Raw genomic sequence first — 15,497 nt, 5'->3', positions numbered from 1 at the left:
GTAGCGCGTCATTTTATTTGATGTGGCAGGTTTCGCATAAGCGTTCGGCACCTACACGTAACAAAAGGTTAACGTCGGGGTTGTGAACGTTATGGCAGGTGGCGCATTCCACCCGGTTTTCAAAGAGCTTCACACCGTTGGCAAAGCCATATTCATTATCGGGCGGCCAGTAATCCTGGTCCTTGGGCGTTAGCCCGGCATAATTCATCGAGATTGGATGGTCATTTTGCAGGTCGGTGCCCAAATGCTTGATCTCGATACTGTGGGCGGCGACGCCGTTATGACATTTGCCGCAGTTCATCAAATCATTGCCGCCGTTGAGTCGCATGTGCATCGCGGAGTCCTGAGCGCTGTTGAAGCCATCAGGTTTGAATACTGTCATGTCCACGGCCATGGTGCCATCGTGGCAGGAGAGGCACAGCAGACTGATCGGGCTCGGTGTTTTGACCTTGTTGTCGAGGGTGCGGCTGTCGTAGAGCGCATAGCCATTGGTGGCGGGTAGAAAACGGTTCCAGCCGGGGATGCCGCCGATCTCGGAGGAATCCACGCCCGCCTTTTCCGGCGGCAAATGGCAATAAACGCAGGGATTGCCGTAATCGGAGAAGGCGACTCCGGGCATGGCGACGACCCCGGCGCGCTGGTTGAGGCCGGTGAAATCGTGTTTCGAACCCAGGAGGGTGCCCGCCAGCACGCCGGTGCTGACCAGCATGCCGAGGAGTATGCCGATCATTCGCCAACGTTTTTTGTCCGTACCCGGAGCTATGGTCTTGGCCATTGCTAGTGTCATCCTTAAAGCATACTAAGCATCGCTTTGGTAGCGCAAATGGTTATTTTAAGGGACAATATCCGCTGATGTTGATGATAGTGTCAAATTCCCCATGCAACGGATATCTTTGAGTCAAAAACTGTGGTGGCTGGCGGCGGCCATGCTGGCGGTGGGGCAGTCCCCGGCGGCGGTGTCTGCGTCTGAGGCGGAGCAGATTTTTCGCCAGAATTGCGCGGTGTGCCATGGGGACAAGGGCGATGGCCAGAGCCGTGCCCGGTTTGGACTCAATCCGCCCCCGCGCGATTTTACAAGCCCGCAGGCGGCCGCCGAGCTGACGCGTGCCCGGATGATTGCCTCAGTCACTCATGGGCGCAAGGGAACGGCGATGGTGGGTTGGCAGGGCCGGTTGTCACAGAATCAAATCGAGGGTGTGGTCGATTTTATCCGCGCCACATTTATGGTGGCGGTCGCCCCCGCCCCGGCGGTCGTTGCTGAGGCGGCACCGCCCGTTCAGCCACCCGCTACGGCTGCGATCAGCGCCCCCCAGGGACAGCGTATTTTTGAAGAACATTGCCGCGTGTGTCATGGCGACAAGGGTAACGGTTCCACCTGGACCTATTCCGTGCTCAATCCGCCGCCGCGTAATTTCACGGCGCCGCAGTCGCGGCGGATATTGACCCGGGCGCGGATGATCGCTTCGGTGACGCATGGTCGCAAGGGGACGGCGATGATGTCGTTCTCCGGGCGGTTGTCGGAACAGGAAATTGCCAGTGTCGTCGATTACATTCGCGGTGGATTCATGCAGGGTGAAGTCATTCCCGATGCCGGCAGCGAAGGCGCGGCGCTGCCCGGTCAATCGCCGCATGAACAGTCGGCTCACGGCCAGGCGCCCGGCAGCGTCGGTTCCGCAGGCATGGCACCGAATTTTTCCGCCGATGTGGCTAAAGCGGATATGAGTTTGCCGATGCCGTATGGCCTCAAAGGCAATTTCGAGCGCGGCCGCGAATTCTTTATGAACAATTGCGCCACCTGTCACGGTCAGCGTGGTGATGGTACCGGGCCGCGTGCCGGATTCATTGTCCCACCGCCGCGTAATTTTCTGAATCCGGACTCGCAAAGTACCTTGAACCGCCCGGCCTTGTTCAAGGCGGTGGTGATCGGTAAGGCAGGAACGCCGATGCCCGCCTGGGGCAAAGTATTGGGACCGCAGCAAATCGCCGATGTCGTCGAATTCGTGTTCCAGGACTTCATCAGCCAGGGCAAGAACGCGGCTAAAAAAAAAGCCAGATAAGCTCCCCGGTACCTGCAACAGCAGCGACCGTGCCATCGACGGTCGAGGTGGCGGCCGGCAGCCGTGCCCGTAACCGTTTTGAACAGGGGCGCGACCTCTACAATTACCGCTGTTATTTTTGTCACGGTTATGCCGGCGATGCCAAGACGCTGGCAGCCAGTTATCTCAAGCCACCGCCGCGAGCTTTCACGGCAACCCGGCTCCAGGATCTGCCACGCGAGCGAATGCTGACTTCGGTGACCAAGGGGCGACCTGGTACGGCGATGAAGGGATTTAAAGACATCCTGAGTGCCGATGAAATCGAGGTCGTGGTGGATTATATTCGCCAGGCGTATATGAGCGGCACAGCGGCGCAGACGCGTTATCACACCGCGGGCAACGGTTGGCCGGATCATGAGCGTTACGCCGCCGCATTTCCCTTTGCCAGCGGTGAAATCGCACTCGACACACCACCGGAAAAACTAACAGTGGAACAACGTCATGGGCGCGAACTGTTCATGGGCAGTTGTATCACCTGTCATGACCGGGCGCGGGTGGCGGATGAAGGCTTGGTGTGGGATGCGCGGCCGACATCGTTCCCGCGCGGCGCCTATTCGCATCGCCAGCCGGATGCAGTGAGCGGTGCCACGCCTTATCATCAGCATGACGCAGCGCCCAAACTTTCAGATTTGACGCCACAGCAACGCCAAGGCGAGATGTTATTCCAGGCTAATTGCGCTTTTTGTCATGCCGCCGACGGCACGGGCAAGAACTGGATCGGCAGTTTTCTGGAGCCGCATGCGCGTGATCTGACCGATCCGCAGGCGATGGCGGGCAAAGATGCGACGCGCTTGAAACAGGTCATTCGCGAGGGTATTCCTGGCACCACGATGTCGGCCTGGCGGCACGTCTTGAAGGAACAGGAAATAGATGCCATTGTCAGTTATGTGCAAAAGGCATTTGTGAAACAGATAAAAGAGGAAAGGTAAAAGATGAAAGGGAATGTGCCGGCATCGAGCCGGCAACCAAATCGATTGAGATGCGCCGCAGGCGCGCTTTCCCTTTTATCTTTCCTCTTTTATCTTTACCCTGTAGTTCAAGGAGAAAAATAATGATCAAAGTCGGCATTGTTGGCGGCACCGGCTATACCGGCGTTGAATTGCTACGCCTGCTGGCGCGCCATCCGCAGGTGCAATTGCACATCATCACCTCGCGTTCGGAGGCAGGGATGGCCGTCGCCGATATGTTCCCCAACCTGCGCGGGCATATTGATCTTGCCTTTAGCGTGCCAAATGAAACAGCATTGCGCGAATGCGATGTCGTTTTTTTCGCCACGCCCAATGGCACAGCGATGACCATGACACCATCGCTATTGGCCGCCGGTGTGCGCGTGATTGACCTGGCCGCCGACTTTCGTCTCAAGGACGCCGCCGAATGGCAAACCTGGTACGGCATGCCGCATGCGTGTCCTGATTTGCTGGCAGAAGCCGTGTATGGATTGCCCGAGGTGAATCGTGCGGCGATTGCCAAGGCGCGGCTGGTGGCTAATCCCGGTTGTTATCCCACCGCCGTGCAGTTGGGTTTTTTACCGTTGCTGGAAGCAGGCGTGATCGAGCGACAGGGCTTGATCGCCGATGCCAAATCCGGTGTCAGCGGCGCCGGCCGCAAGGCGGAAGTGCATGCCTTGTTGTGTGAGGCCAGCGAAAGTTTCAAGGCCTATGCCGTGCCGGGGCATCGTCATTTGCCCGAGATCAGGCAAGGGCTGAATCACGCGGCGGCGGGCGCGAGTCTGACGTTTGTGCCGCACCTGACGCCGATGATACGCGGTATTCACGCCACGCTTTATGCGCGACTGACCAAGGACACTGATTTGCAAAAGTTGTTTGAGGCGCGTTATCGCGACGAGCCATTCGTTGACGTGTTGCCTAAAGGTGCTCATCCCGAGACCCGCAGCGTGAAAGGTGCCAATACCTGTCGCATTGCCGTTCATCGGCCACAGGACGGTGATACCGTCGTCGTGTTGTCAGTGATCGATAACCTTGTTAAAGGTGCGGCGGGTCAGGCGGTGCAAAACATGAATATTATGTTTGGATTTGATGAGCGGGCAGGGCTTGAGACTATCGCGTTGCTGCCGTAAACCTTAGAGGTAAGAATAAGGATGTTTCAGGTAAACCAAGATGAAATCCGGTGAATTCATAATTGCGCACCATCACCCGTGGCGGCATCGGTTGCTGATTGGTGGCGCCTGGTTGGGCGCGGTGGTGGCTGGCTGGGGATTTTATGCCTATGGCCAATACCAGGGAGGTTATGATGTGATCGAGGCCTCCAAACAACGCCTGGAATTGCACGGCAAGCTCCGGGAGATAGAGAGCGAGCGCGATCAATTGCGGATACAGCTCGCCGCCTTGCAACAGGGGCAGGTGATTGATCAGCAATCCTACGGCACCGTGCGCGGCGATCTCAAACAATTACAGGAGGAAATCCTGGAATTGCGCAAGGAAGTGGAGTTTTATCGCGGCATTGCCTCGCCGACGGAACGGCAGGGGGGGATTGCTATTCAATCATTCAAGGTGCAGCCCGCCGGTGAAGGGGGACTTTACCGTTTTGAATTGGTGATTACTCAGGTGTTGAATAACGGTAATAATGTGGCGGGCAATCTGCGGCTGGCGTTGGAAGGTACTGTTAATGGCCAGTCACGTAGTATTGATTTTAGCGAGATCAGTCTCGATCGGAGTGTGAAATCAAGTTTCCGTTTCCGTTACTTCGATAAGATTAGTGGTGATATTCGGCTGCCGCCGGGTTTTATAGCGCGTAACGTGCACGTTGAAGTGGCGGCCAATGGCCGGAAGAGCGTTGAAAAGAATTTTGCCTGGCCGGCGGGTTAACGCCGGGTTTGGAAAATCAGGCCGGACCTTCGTAAATGATGCGCCAACTGCCGTCTTCCTCAAGGCGCCAGAATTGTTGCTTGCGGCTGATGTTGGTGAGGTTGTCGCTGCGGTAATCCTGTTCGAACGTAACCACGCGTAATTTCTCATCGCCGGGGTAGTTAAAAATGGTGACGCCCTTTAGTTCCACGTTAATGAACTGCTTTTGGGAATTTACCCGGCGCTTATATTGCGCCCAAGTCTTGTAATCCATGTCTTGATTGGAAAAGCGGTTTGAATAATGGCTCAGATAGCGTTCGGGGTCGCGGCTCTCCCAGTCGGATTTCCAAGTGTTGAGCACGGCATCGAAATCCTGGCGTTGGGTTAAAACGCTGTTGGCAGAAACCCATTCGATCTCCTCAGCAATGATCACCGGGGTCCGTCCCACTTGCAGCATTGGTTTAATCGCATCCAGGTCAGTGTTGCTCATGGTGACGCAGCCTTCGCTGGCGCGTGGCTGACGGCTAAAGGTGTCGCCTTGTGTGCCGTGTAACCAAATACCAGAACCACTTTTACCATGGCGTTGATCCCAGGTATTAGGATAGTTCAGGGGAAAGGCGCCGCTGCCATACAGGTCAGGCAATTTGGCGATATCCAGAGATTCAGTGATTTGGTAAACCCCAATCGGGGTACGCAGGTCACCTTCACGCTGTTTAATGGCGCCGTTTCTGCCGATGGAAACATAATAATCCGAGACGAGTCGCGGTTGATCGGGCTGGTTTTCGTAGAGATACAGCCGCGAGTGGCTGATATCGACCACGATCGCATATTTGATTGCGGGGTCAAGATTTAAAATATAAGCGGGGATCTGTTCATCACCCGGATGGGCCACATGATGTTGCCAGCGGACTTGTGCCTCACTGCGCAAGCCATTCACGGCATCGCTCTGCGTGGCGGTGCCGCCAAAATCCTGGATCGGGCCGGCCTTGGCCATCAACAGATCGCCGTAGATCAATTGCGCCAGTTTGAATTTGGGATTGGTTTGCACCAGGGTTCCCAGCTTTTCCAGCGCCCCATCAAGCTGATCGTCCTGGATGTCCTGAAGGCTGTTGATCAATAATTGTTCGTATTGATCGTTGAGCGGTAACCGGGAGTCACTTTGACTACTGTTGTTTGAGTCCGCAAAAACAGAAGACGCACTTGCCAGCGTCAGCAGCGCGCAGAGTCCTAGTTTTGATGAAAATGCCTGCATCATCGTAATATGGTTTCTTCAATAATCAGCCAGTGGTTGTCCTGTTGTTTCAGGCGCAGTTGTTTGCGCACGGTATCAGAAATACGGTCGGAGCGATAATGTTGCCGAAAAACAGCGCTCGCCGTTTGTTCATCAATCATTTCGACCTGCAATCGATCCACTTGTACCTTGATCAATTTGGGCCGGGTCAGTCGTTCCTGGCGCTGCTGTTCCCAGTCGGCGCGAGAGGAGGCCACGTCGCTTGGAAAGTAGTCCGGGCTGTAGTGACCAAGATAGCCTGAAACGTCCTTTGTGCTCCAGGCCCGCGCCCAACCTTGAACCGTCTGCGCTATATCCTTTATATCGGCCTTTTTTGCTTTATCTTCAATACGTAAGCTTGTGGCGGCAGGGGGCTGGCCAGACGCAGCTGAGGGGGTGGGCGCGGGGGGCGCAATCGCCACTTTTTCGACCCCAGCCTTGATGGGGGCGGTGGCCACCGGGTGCAGACTGTCGATCAGGGCCAGCGGCGCCTCATTCTGGCTGGCACCTGCCTTGAGATTGAGTGCCCGATCATAAGCGATTGCCGCCAGTTTTTTGTAAATCTGGCTCAGATTGTTGTGGGCTGTGGCGTAACTGGGGTGGGTGGCCAGTGCGTGTTCCAGGGCTTGCTGGGCCTTCTCATATTCCCCGGCCTTGGCATAGAGCACGGCCAGATTGTTATAGGGCTCAGGTAGATCCGGGCGGCGACGGGTGATTTCTTCAAAGCTGGCAATGGCCTGACTGGGGTTGCCGCTTTTGCTGGCGGCAATACCCTTGAGAAAAAGCGCATCGACATCGCCAGGGTTTTTTTTGAGGTAACTGCTGGTTTGGGCAAGGGACTCTTGCCAGTTCCCTTGCTGGCCAAGCTGGCGTGCCTCGTCAAGAGGGGTGGCAGCGTGGACGCTGCTGAGCAATGTAATAGACAAGAAAAATACCGTTATTTGCCGCACCCGCATCCCCTTTTGGCCCCTGCTCATAGCAGTGATTTTATATCGCCGGAGTCAGTTACTTCAATTTATTAATTTAATTGGGATTACTACAAGCTGTGGCCGCCGAGCTTCTTGGCGACTTGATGCTTGTTCCAGAGAATGCCCAAGGTAAAACCAAGCCCCGCGAGGGCGGCGAGGGCAATGAATAAAAATAACCAGTCGCGATGGCGAGTAGGATCATCGCCCCGAATATCGGACAGGCTTTGATGCAGGTTATAGACCTCGGTATTCAAAACTTCTACCCGGCTCTGTAATTGGCGATTTTCGGCCAATTGTTGTTCCAGTTGATTGCGCAGCTGGATGATTGATTGTTCGGCCTTGTGAACTTCTTGGTCGCTCGTTGGCTTATCGATTTGCGGTTTGTCGATTTGCGGCTTGTCGTTTTGGGCTTTGGTTGGGGGCGTGTGTACGGCGTAGATGCTCTTGATCCAGCCCTCGACACCGTTTTGGGTGCGGACTCGCCAGTAGTCACCGTTATTTTCGAGGAGTTCCAGTGCATCGCCTCTTTGCACGACGGTGAGGGGGGTGTCTTTGCTGCCTGCTTCGGCGCGTACGCCAACGCGATTAGCGCCGCTGACGTAAACGGTTTCGGCTTGGGTTATCCCTGAGGTTGCCAAGCTAAGCAGCAGTATCAACAGCGATGCTCGTGTCACGGTCCTAGTGATCCCTTACGTTGTAGCTCTGTCCTAATAAAATCCATCTCAACTCATCGGTGTGCAGTTCAAATTCTAGCCGGAGTGCGGGCGCGGCCAGAACGCGGGTTGCACCGTACTACCTAACTTATCGGCGCGCCTCGGATTTTTCTTTAGTGCAGAAAATTATTGGGTATGACTTCCGGCGTGCTAAATTCTATTGCCCTGCGGCCGATAACCAGGGGTACGGGTATATGGATTTCATTGAACGGAGTCAGGCCAAACTATGTTCTCCAACGGTAAGCGGCACAAAATCGCCAAGATCGACTCCTTGATCGGGCAAAATACCGAGATCAAGGGTAATATCGTCTTTAGCGGAGGATTTCACGTCGATGGCAAGGTGATCGGCAATATCCAAGCCGAAGAATCCTCCTCATTGCTGACACTGAGTGATCATGGCGTGATTGAGGGCGAGGTGCGGGTACCCAATGTTATCCTCAATGGCCGGGTCTTGGGCGATGTCTATGCCTCGGAGCGGGTTGAGTTGGCGGCCAATGCCCGGGTGACCGGCAATGTCTATTACAATCTCATCGAAATGGCGATCGGTGCCGAAGTGAATGGCAATCTGGTGCATCGCGTCGATGCCGAGGCCACCGCCATGTCCGAGGGCTGGTCCCGGGAAGACAAAAAAACCGTTTAATTGCAGTGGGTTACAAAAATAGTTAGCCCAGGTTGCACTTTCTGGGGGCAAAAATGAGGTATAATTTAGCCATTAATTTCTCAACGCTAGGTGCAACATTATGAATATGGCCGCTACTCACGCAGATGAATTTCCTCCAGTCATGTTTTCTGACGGCGCTGCCGCCAAGGTTAAAGAGCTGATCCAGGAAGAAGGCAATGACGCCCTCAAGCTGCGGATCTATGTCACGGGCGGAGGCTGTTCCGGCTTCCAATACGGATTTTCCTTCGACGAGTCGATTAATGACGGCGATACCGTGGTCGAAAAAGACGGTGTCCGTTTACTGATTGATCCGATGAGTTTTCAATACCTCAATGGTGCCGAAATTGATTATTCCGAAGGTTTGGAAGGCGCTCACTTTGTGATTCGCAATCCAAATGCATCCACGAGCTGCGGCTGCGGTTCGTCATTTTCCGTCTAAATCTAAATCTGATAGCTCCAGTCTTCTAAATGCCGCCGCCATCTCCGTGAGGGGACAGCGGCGGTTCTCTTTTGCTATCCTTGCGCATTCGGTTCCAAGAGGTGCGTATGAGGTGCATATAGCGATGTCTGTAGCGGTGAATAATTATTTGCCTGGTCTCGAAGGGGTACCGGCGACCAAATCGAATATCTCGTTTATCGATGGCGATAAGGGTGTGCTGGCCTATCGTGGTTATCCCATCGAGCAGCTTGCTGCACAGAGTAGCTTTGAAGAAGCGTCGCTGTTGCTGCTGGATGGGCAATTGCCCACCGCTGCCGCCTTGGCTGAATTTGATCAACAGTTGCGTCAAAACCGGCGGGTGAAATACAACATCCGCTCCATGATGATGAGTCTGCCTGTTTCAGGACATCCGATGGAGATGTTGCAGACGGCGGTGGCCAGCCTGGGGATGTTTTATCCCGGCACCGAATATTTGGCGGCGACGTCGTCGAACGAAAATCTGAAATACATCCACAGCATGTCGGTGAAGATCATCTCCCGTATGCCGGTACTGGTCACCATGTGGGAACATATCCGCAATGGCTACGACCCGATCGCCCCGCGACGGGATCTGAGTCTGGCGGCCAATTTCCTGTACATGTTCAATGGCGAGGAGCCGGATCCGTTCTGGTCGCGGATTCTGGATGTGTGTCTGATCCTGCACGCCGAGCACACCATTAATGCCTCGACCTTTGCCGCCCTGGTGGCGGGCTCGACCTTGGCCACGCCCAACGGTGTCGTTGCGGCGGCCATCGGCACCTTGGCCGGCCCCCTGCATGGCGGTGCCAATGAGCGGGTGGTGGACATGCTGGACGAGATCGGTGCGCCGGAGCGGGTGCGTCCGTGGCTGGAATCCAAGCTGGCGGCTAAACAGAAAATCTGGGGCATGGGACATCGCGAGTACAAGGTCAAAGACCCGCGAGCAGTCATTTTACAGGGGCTGGTTGAGCAGGCGGTGACGCATGTCGGCGGCGAGACGGCGCGCTTGTTTGATACGGCGCTAGAGCTGGAGCAGGCCTGCATCGAGCGTTTAGGGCCAAAAGGTGTGTATCCCAACGTCGATTATTATTCCGGGATTTTGTATCGGGCGATGGGAATCCCGGTGGATCAATTCACTTCGGTCTTCGCCGTGGCGCGTAGCGCGGGTTGGCTGGCGCATTGGCGCGAGCAGCTTGCCGACAATCGTATTTTCCGGCCAACACAGGTCTATACCGGTGCGCCGATGCGCGAATATGTGTCGGTGCAACAAAGATAGTTGCCACCGCCCTCAAAAACGTCCTCTTCCAGGAAGTGCTGGTGTTATTTCAGGACTCGGTTCGCAAACCGATGAAGTGAGTGGCTTAAGCCGGTTGCGGCCAAGGCCGAATTTTTACGCGGGATAAATTGCGCCCAAAATCACCGGCCTCTGTGCCCCGGTTACGCCGGGCAAGTTGCCGGGCAGTCCGCTCAAGGTCTGCTTTGCCAGCCAGGCAAAGGCCATGGCCTCCACCCAGCCGGGATCGACGCCAAGCGCTAGCGTGGTGTCGAGTCGGATCGTGTTGCCTAATCGCGTCGCGAGTTGTTGCATCAACGTGCGATTATGCGCCCCGCCACCGCAGACATACACCTCCCGCGTTGCCGGAGCATAGCGCTTGATGGCGGCGCTGATGCTTTCTGCAGTCAGTGCGCACAGCGTGGCCTGAATGTTTTGTGCGGTGTCGTCGCTTTGTTGTTGTGTCAGCCAATCGAGATTGAAATATTCCCGGCCGCTGCTCTTGGGTGGTGCGGCGCTGAAATAGGGATCCGCCAATAATCGCTGTAATAGCGTTTCATTCACCTTACCATTCGCGCCCCAGCGGCCATCTTGATCAAAGGCGTGACCGAGGTAGCGTTCACACCAGGCATCGAGCAGGCAGTTACCGGGTCCGGTGTCAAAGCCGCGGGTTTGTGCTGGCTCGCCTGGGAGCAGGGTGACATTGGCAATGCCGCCGATGTTAACCACTGCCCGCGCGCAGCCAGATTTGCCAAACACGGCCTGGTGAAAAGCCGGCACTAACGGCGCACCCTGGCCGCCCGCTGCGACGTCACGGCGCCGGAAATCGGCGATGGTCGTAATCCCGGTGCGTTCGGCAATGATATTAGGATCGCCGATCTGCCAGGAAAAGGCAGGCCTGGTGTTCGGGCTGTGAAATAGCGTCTGACCGTGACTGCCGATGGCAGCGATAGTGTCAGGGTCAACCTTGGCATGATGTAGCAGCGCCAATACCGCATGGGCAAAGCAATCGCCCAGTTGGGCGTCAAGGGCGCCGATAGTCGCTGCAGTGACCGGTTGGCCTGCCGCCACACGCAAAATGGTGGGCCGGATCTCTGCCGGTAGCGGCTGACTATGGTGGGCGATCAAGTGTGGCACATCAGCCTCAAAGCGTACCAAGGCCGCGTCGATGGCGTCCATACTGGTGCCCGACATCAAGCCGATGTAGCTGTTCATGATTAAGGGTTGGCTAAAGCAACGCGGGTGCGTTTAATCTGGTCGATACGTGCCAGCATCTGATTGGCGTGCTCATTAAACGCCTGCCGATATTTTGCTGGTAGTGGATCGGCGTTTGGTAAAGCGATGGTCAACGGATTGCGATGAATGCCGTTGACGCGGAATTCATAGTGCAAATGCGGGCCGCTCGCCAGACCGGATTTGCCGACATAGCCGATAATCTGACCTTGGTTGACCGAACTGCCGGTCTTGATGCCGCGGCCAAAGGCGGACATGTGGCCGTAAAGGGTGCTGTAGGTGTTGCCGTGTTGTACGATCACCACATTTCCATAACCGCCCTTCACGCCGCGGAAGGTCACCTTGCCATTGCCCGCGACCTTGATCGGCGTACCGATAGGGGCAGCGTAATCCACGCCTTTGTGGGCGCGGATGGTATTCAGAATCGGATGCAGACGCTTCATGTTGAAGCCGGAGCTGACACGTGAAAACTCTACCGGGGTGCGGATGAAGGCCTTGCGCTTACTGTGCGCGTCCGGGGTGTAATAGTCGGTATGGCCGTCCGGGTCGGTATAGCGAATCGCCTGATAGCTTTGTCCCTGATTGACGAACTCGGCCGCTAGGATATGGCCATCGCGATACTTTTCACCGTTGACGTAGATTTCTTCATAAAGCACGGTAAAGGTATCGCCTTCGCGCATGTCCAGGGCAAAGTCCACATCCCAGCCAAAGATGCTGGCCAATTCCATGGTGGTGCGGTCCGAGAGTCCGGCATCCTGGGCGCTCGCAAACAGGGAGCCATCAATCGTGCCGGTGGCCTGCCGTGTCCGGTGCTCGATCTCGGGCTCGATAATTTGCGCGTTATAGCTATCGTCTTCGCGTTGCAAATGCAGGGTCCGCCCCATATCAAATGCATATTTAAGCTCGGTCAGGCTCTGTTGCTTCTGATCGATGCGCAATTCCAGGGTTTCGCCGGGGAGTAGGTTGCGAAGATTGTTCTTGGCCAGCGGCGCCAGGGTGACCTTGTGCAATTCCTGGCTGCTCAGGCCGTAACGGGAAAAAAGAGAAGAGAGGTTGTCCCCTTTTTGAACGGTTACCGTTTGCCAGATGCTCGCGTCGGTACCCTCGTCATTGGACTTGGTCAGTGCGGTTTCGTCATGCGGCGGCACTTCAAGGGGTAGATTCATATCGCTAGCCGGTGCCAGAATGCCAGCCAGCGGGCCGCGAATGGCCTCGGCAGCGTCCGGCAACAAGCCAAAAGCGGCCCCGACCACGGTGATGCCGCCCGCCATCAAATACCAATGCAGATGCTTCTTTATCATACCTGCCTTGGTAGTCGGCCGCTGCGGGCTCTTCCTAAAGGCCTTATGGGGTCGAAATTTGACGCCGGTCACACCAGATCCTTCTGTTACATCCCTTTTCAAGCCCAATACCTTAGCCGCTGAGGCCAGGGTGGTCAACGTGAAAAATGGGCAAATTTTTGTTTTTAGTGTAAAAGCGTTCATATTTATACTATTTGTCTCGATTGGGCGACACGGAAAGCGGTGATGGTGATGGCAACAGTGATGGAACAAATGGCGGTGATTAAGCGCGGTGTGGCGGAGTTGCTGCGCGAAGAAGAATTGGCTGAACGTTTAAAAAGTGGTCGCCCATTACGGATCAAGGCCGGCTTTGATCCGACGGCGCCGGATTTGCATCTCGGGCATACCGTATTGCTTAATAAGCTGCGTCAGTTTCAGGACTTGGGGCACGAAGCCATTTTCCTGATCGGCGATTTCACGGGAATGATTGGTGACCCTACGGGTAAAAGCGCCACGCGCAAACCGCTGACGCGCGATGAAGTCATCGACAATGCGCGCACCTATGAGCGCCAGATATTCAAAATTCTCGATCCGGAAAAAACGCTGGTGATGTTCAATTCCAGCTGGATGGGCGAAATGAGTGCGGCTGACCTGATCCAGGTGGCCGCCAAGCACACAGTGGCGCGCATGTTGGAACGTGATGATTTCGATAAACGTTATAGCTCCAATCAACCGATTGCCATCCACGAATTTCTCTATCCGCTGGTGCAAGGTTACGACTCGGTCGCGCTCAAGGCGGACGTAGAATTAGGCGGCACCGACCAGAAATTTAATTTGCTGGTGGGGCGGCAGTTGCAGGAACAATACGGCCAGAAGCCTCAAGTCGTACTCACCATGCCTATTCTTGAGGGCTTGGACGGCGTACAAAAGATGTCCAAATCGCTGGCCAATTACATCGGCATCGCCAATGCACCGGAAGAGATGTTCGGCAAAATCATGTCGGTCTCCGATGATTTGATGTGGCGTTATTTCGAACTGCTGAGCTTCCGGCCGTGGTCGGAAGTTGAAGGTCTTAAATGTCAGGTGAGTGACGGACTCAATCCCCGCGACGCCAAATTCCAGCTCGGTGAAGAAATTGTGGCCCGTTTCCATGATCCGGTCGCCGCTCGCGCCGCCAAAGAAGCCTTTATAGCTCGCTTCCAGAAGGGTGTCCTGCCGGACGACATGCCGCAAGTAGAGTTGGCGGGCCCGCTGGCGATTACCTCCGCACTGAAAGAGGCAGGTTTAACCCCGAGCACCTCCGAAGCGCGGCGCATGATCCAGCAGGGCGCGGTCAAGCTCGATGGCGAGCGGCTGGAAGATGAGGGGTTGGAGTTAACGTCCGGGTCGGCCGTCGTTGTCCAGGTGGGCAAGCGTCGTTTTGCACGCATGATCATCAAGTAAATAAATATCCAATCAGGGCTTGTCAGCGGCAGGTTGGCCTGTATAATGCGCGCTCCCTGGTGCTGTGGTAGTGGTGCTTCAGGGGGCAAGAAACCCGGTTCAATCGGGTGCTTGACGAAGTAGAAACGGTGCGTATAATGCGCACACTCTTGATGGCCGGTTCGGCATCAGAGGCAAGCGGAACCTCTTGAAAATTAATTTAAAAGAGATGCTTGACGAAACTGAAGCGCTCAGTATAATGGCGCCTCTCACGAAGGCCGGTTCAATCGGCGCCGCGAGAAGGTCAACGAAACAGGTTGACAGGGAACGGGAAGCTGGTAGAATCTCCCGCTCTTGATTCAGAGGTCACTCTGAATGCTCTTTAAAAACTCAATGAATTAAGCAATTTGTGTGGGTGCTTATGTCGATAGTTCGTTTCGGCGAAAGAATCGATGTAAAAGCAACCAAGTCAAACTTAAACGTTTTGACAGGGTTTGCTCTTCATCAAAAGGCTTGGTTGTAGCTTATACAACCGCAAACTTTTAATTGAAGAGTTTGATCCTGGCTCAGATTGAACGCTGGCGGCATGCCTAACACATGCAAGTCGAACGGTAACAGGCCTTCGGGCGCTGACGAGTGGCGGACGGGTGAGTAATACATGGGAATCTGCCCATCAGCGGGGGATAACTCGGAGAAATCCGAGCTAATACCGCATACGCCCTACGGGGGAAAGCGGGGGATCGCAAGACCTCGCACTGATGGATGAGCCCATGTCCTATCAGCTTGTTGGTGAGGTAACGGCTCACCAAGGCTACGACGGGTAACTGGTCTGAGAGGATGATCAGTCACACTGGGACTGAGACACGGCCCAGACTCCTACGGGAGGCAGCAGTGGGGAATATTGGACAATGGGGGCAACCCTGATCCAGCAATGCCGCGTGGGTGAAGAAGGCCTTCGGGTTGTAAAGCCCTTTCGGCTGGGAAGAAAAGATTACGGTTAATAACTGTGAGTCTTGACGTTACCAGAAGAAGAAGCACCGGCTAACTCTGTGCCAGCAGCCGCGGTAATACAGAGGGTGCGAGCGTTAATCGGAATTACTGGGCGTAAAGCGCATGTAGGTGGTTTGATAAGTCGGATGTGAAAGCCCCGGGCTCAACCTGGGAATTGCACTCGATACTGTCAAGCTAGAGTATTGTAGAGGGAAGCGGAATTTCAGGTGTAGCGGTGAAATGCGTAGATATCTGAAGGAACATCAGTGGCGAAGGCGGCTTCCTGGACAAATACTGACACTGTGGTGCGAAAGCGTGGGTAGCAAACAG

The 15,497-nt window shown here is 55.2% G+C and carries 14 protein-coding genes and 1 rRNA gene; 9 read left to right on the top strand and 6 right to left on the bottom strand.

Annotated elements, in window-relative coordinates:
* Window positions 1–13 precede the first annotated feature (13 nt).
* A complete protein-coding gene (locus tag HY272_13685) occupies window positions 14–775 on the bottom strand; it encodes a hypothetical protein (protein MBI3773734.1) in 762 nt (253 codons plus the stop codon).
* Between the two features lie 103 nt (window positions 776–878).
* On the opposite strand from HY272_13685, the gene HY272_13680 reads away from it, so the two are divergent.
* The 4 genes from HY272_13680 to HY272_13665 all read left to right on the top strand — a co-directional run bounded on the left by HY272_13680 (window position 879) and on the right by HY272_13665 (window position 4,921).
* Window positions 879–2,057, top strand: a complete 1,179-nt coding sequence (locus HY272_13680; GenBank protein MBI3773733.1) for a c-type cytochrome — start codon at window positions 879–881, stop codon at window positions 2,055–2,057.
* Between the two features lie 29 nt (window positions 2,058–2,086).
* Window positions 2,087–3,025 (top strand): cytochrome c, encoded by a 939-nt coding sequence (locus tag HY272_13675; GenBank protein ID MBI3773732.1) that lies wholly within the window; start codon window positions 2,087–2,089, stop codon window positions 3,023–3,025.
* Between the two features lie 122 nt (window positions 3,026–3,147).
* Window positions 3,148–4,173 (top strand): N-acetyl-gamma-glutamyl-phosphate reductase, encoded by a 1,026-nt coding sequence (locus HY272_13670; protein MBI3773731.1) that lies wholly within the window; start codon window positions 3,148–3,150, stop codon window positions 4,171–4,173.
* A gap of 40 nt (window positions 4,174–4,213) precedes the next feature.
* Window positions 4,214–4,921 (top strand): hypothetical protein, encoded by a 708-nt coding sequence (locus HY272_13665; GenBank protein MBI3773730.1) that lies wholly within the window; start codon window positions 4,214–4,216, stop codon window positions 4,919–4,921.
* Window positions 4,922–4,937: 16 nt separating this feature from the next.
* Here the strand turns inward: HY272_13665 and HY272_13660 are convergent, their stop codons facing one another.
* The 3 genes from HY272_13660 to HY272_13650 all read right to left on the bottom strand — a co-directional run bounded on the left by HY272_13660 (window position 4,938) and on the right by HY272_13650 (window position 7,812).
* Window positions 4,938–6,155: a L,D-transpeptidase family protein gene (locus tag HY272_13660; GenBank protein ID MBI3773729.1), complete on the bottom strand. Its 1,218-nt coding sequence runs from the start codon at window positions 6,153–6,155 to the stop codon at window positions 4,938–4,940.
* Window positions 6,152–7,096, bottom strand: a complete 945-nt coding sequence (locus HY272_13655) for a tetratricopeptide repeat protein (protein ID MBI3773728.1) — start codon at window positions 7,094–7,096, stop codon at window positions 6,152–6,154. The genes HY272_13660 and HY272_13655 overlap by 4 nt, the downstream gene beginning before the upstream one ends.
* A 110-nt stretch (window positions 7,097–7,206) precedes the next feature.
* Window positions 7,207–7,812: an SH3 domain-containing protein gene (locus tag HY272_13650; GenBank protein ID MBI3773727.1), complete on the bottom strand. Its 606-nt coding sequence runs from the start codon at window positions 7,810–7,812 to the stop codon at window positions 7,207–7,209.
* A gap of 265 nt (window positions 7,813–8,077) precedes the next feature.
* Between HY272_13650 and HY272_13645 the strand changes: the two genes are divergently transcribed.
* The 3 genes from HY272_13645 to HY272_13635 all read left to right on the top strand — a co-directional run bounded on the left by HY272_13645 (window position 8,078) and on the right by HY272_13635 (window position 10,245).
* Window positions 8,078–8,491: a polymer-forming cytoskeletal protein gene (locus HY272_13645; protein MBI3773726.1), complete on the top strand. Its 414-nt coding sequence runs from the start codon at window positions 8,078–8,080 to the stop codon at window positions 8,489–8,491.
* A 100-nt stretch (window positions 8,492–8,591) separates the two neighbouring features.
* Entirely contained in the window at window positions 8,592–8,951 is a 360-nt protein-coding gene (gene erpA, locus HY272_13640; GenBank protein ID MBI3773725.1) for an iron-sulfur cluster insertion protein ErpA, read from the top strand.
* 136 nt (window positions 8,952–9,087) lie between these two features.
* A complete protein-coding gene (locus tag HY272_13635; GenBank protein MBI3773724.1) occupies window positions 9,088–10,245 on the top strand; it encodes a citrate synthase in 1,158 nt (385 codons plus the stop codon).
* 114 nt (window positions 10,246–10,359) lie between these two features.
* Here the strand turns inward: HY272_13635 and HY272_13630 are convergent, their stop codons facing one another.
* Both HY272_13630 and HY272_13625 read right to left on the bottom strand, forming a co-directional pair.
* Window positions 10,360–11,457 (bottom strand): anhydro-N-acetylmuramic acid kinase, encoded by a 1,098-nt coding sequence (locus tag HY272_13630; GenBank protein MBI3773723.1) that lies wholly within the window; start codon window positions 11,455–11,457, stop codon window positions 10,360–10,362.
* 2 nt (window positions 11,458–11,459) lie between these two features.
* Window positions 11,460–12,776 (bottom strand): peptidoglycan DD-metalloendopeptidase family protein, encoded by a 1,317-nt coding sequence (locus HY272_13625; GenBank protein ID MBI3773722.1) that lies wholly within the window; start codon window positions 12,774–12,776, stop codon window positions 11,460–11,462.
* Window positions 12,777–13,007: 231 nt separating this feature from the next.
* On the opposite strand from HY272_13625, the gene HY272_13620 reads away from it, so the two are divergent.
* On the top strand, window positions 13,008–14,198 hold the full coding sequence (locus tag HY272_13620; protein ID MBI3773721.1) for a tyrosine--tRNA ligase: 1,191 nt from the start codon (window positions 13,008–13,010) through the stop codon (window positions 14,196–14,198).
* Between the two features lie 522 nt (window positions 14,199–14,720).
* A 16S ribosomal RNA gene (locus HY272_13615) occupies window positions 14,721–15,497 on the top strand; the annotation flags it as partial.

The organism is Gammaproteobacteria bacterium (assembly GCA_016200485.1).
Taxonomy (GTDB): Bacteria; Pseudomonadota; Gammaproteobacteria; order Tenderiales; family Tenderiaceae; genus JACQEP01.
This window is presented reverse-complemented; position numbering and strand designations above follow the sequence as displayed.

Coding starts and splice junctions, on each gene's coding strand:
- HY272_13685 (MBI3773734.1), bottom strand. CDS start 775: ATGGCCAAGACCATAGCTCCGGGTACGGACAAAAAACGTTGGCGAATG.
- HY272_13680 (MBI3773733.1), top strand. CDS start 879: ATGCAACGGATATCTTTGAGTCAAAAACTGTGGTGGCTGGCGGCGGCC.
- HY272_13670 (MBI3773731.1), top strand. CDS start 3,148: ATGATCAAAGTCGGCATTGTTGGCGGCACCGGCTATACCGGCGTTGAA.
- HY272_13665 (MBI3773730.1), top strand. CDS start 4,214: ATGAAATCCGGTGAATTCATAATTGCGCACCATCACCCGTGGCGGCAT.
- HY272_13660 (MBI3773729.1), bottom strand. CDS start 6,155: ATGATGCAGGCATTTTCATCAAAACTAGGACTCTGCGCGCTGCTGACG.
- HY272_13645 (MBI3773726.1), top strand. CDS start 8,078: ATGTTCTCCAACGGTAAGCGGCACAAAATCGCCAAGATCGACTCCTTG.
- erpA (MBI3773725.1), top strand. CDS start 8,592: ATGAATATGGCCGCTACTCACGCAGATGAATTTCCTCCAGTCATGTTT.
- HY272_13630 (MBI3773723.1), bottom strand. CDS start 11,457: ATGAACAGCTACATCGGCTTGATGTCGGGCACCAGTATGGACGCCATC.
- HY272_13625 (MBI3773722.1), bottom strand. CDS start 12,776: ATGATAAAGAAGCATCTGCATTGGTATTTGATGGCGGGCGGCATCACC.
- HY272_13620 (MBI3773721.1), top strand. CDS start 13,008: ATGGCAACAGTGATGGAACAAATGGCGGTGATTAAGCGCGGTGTGGCG.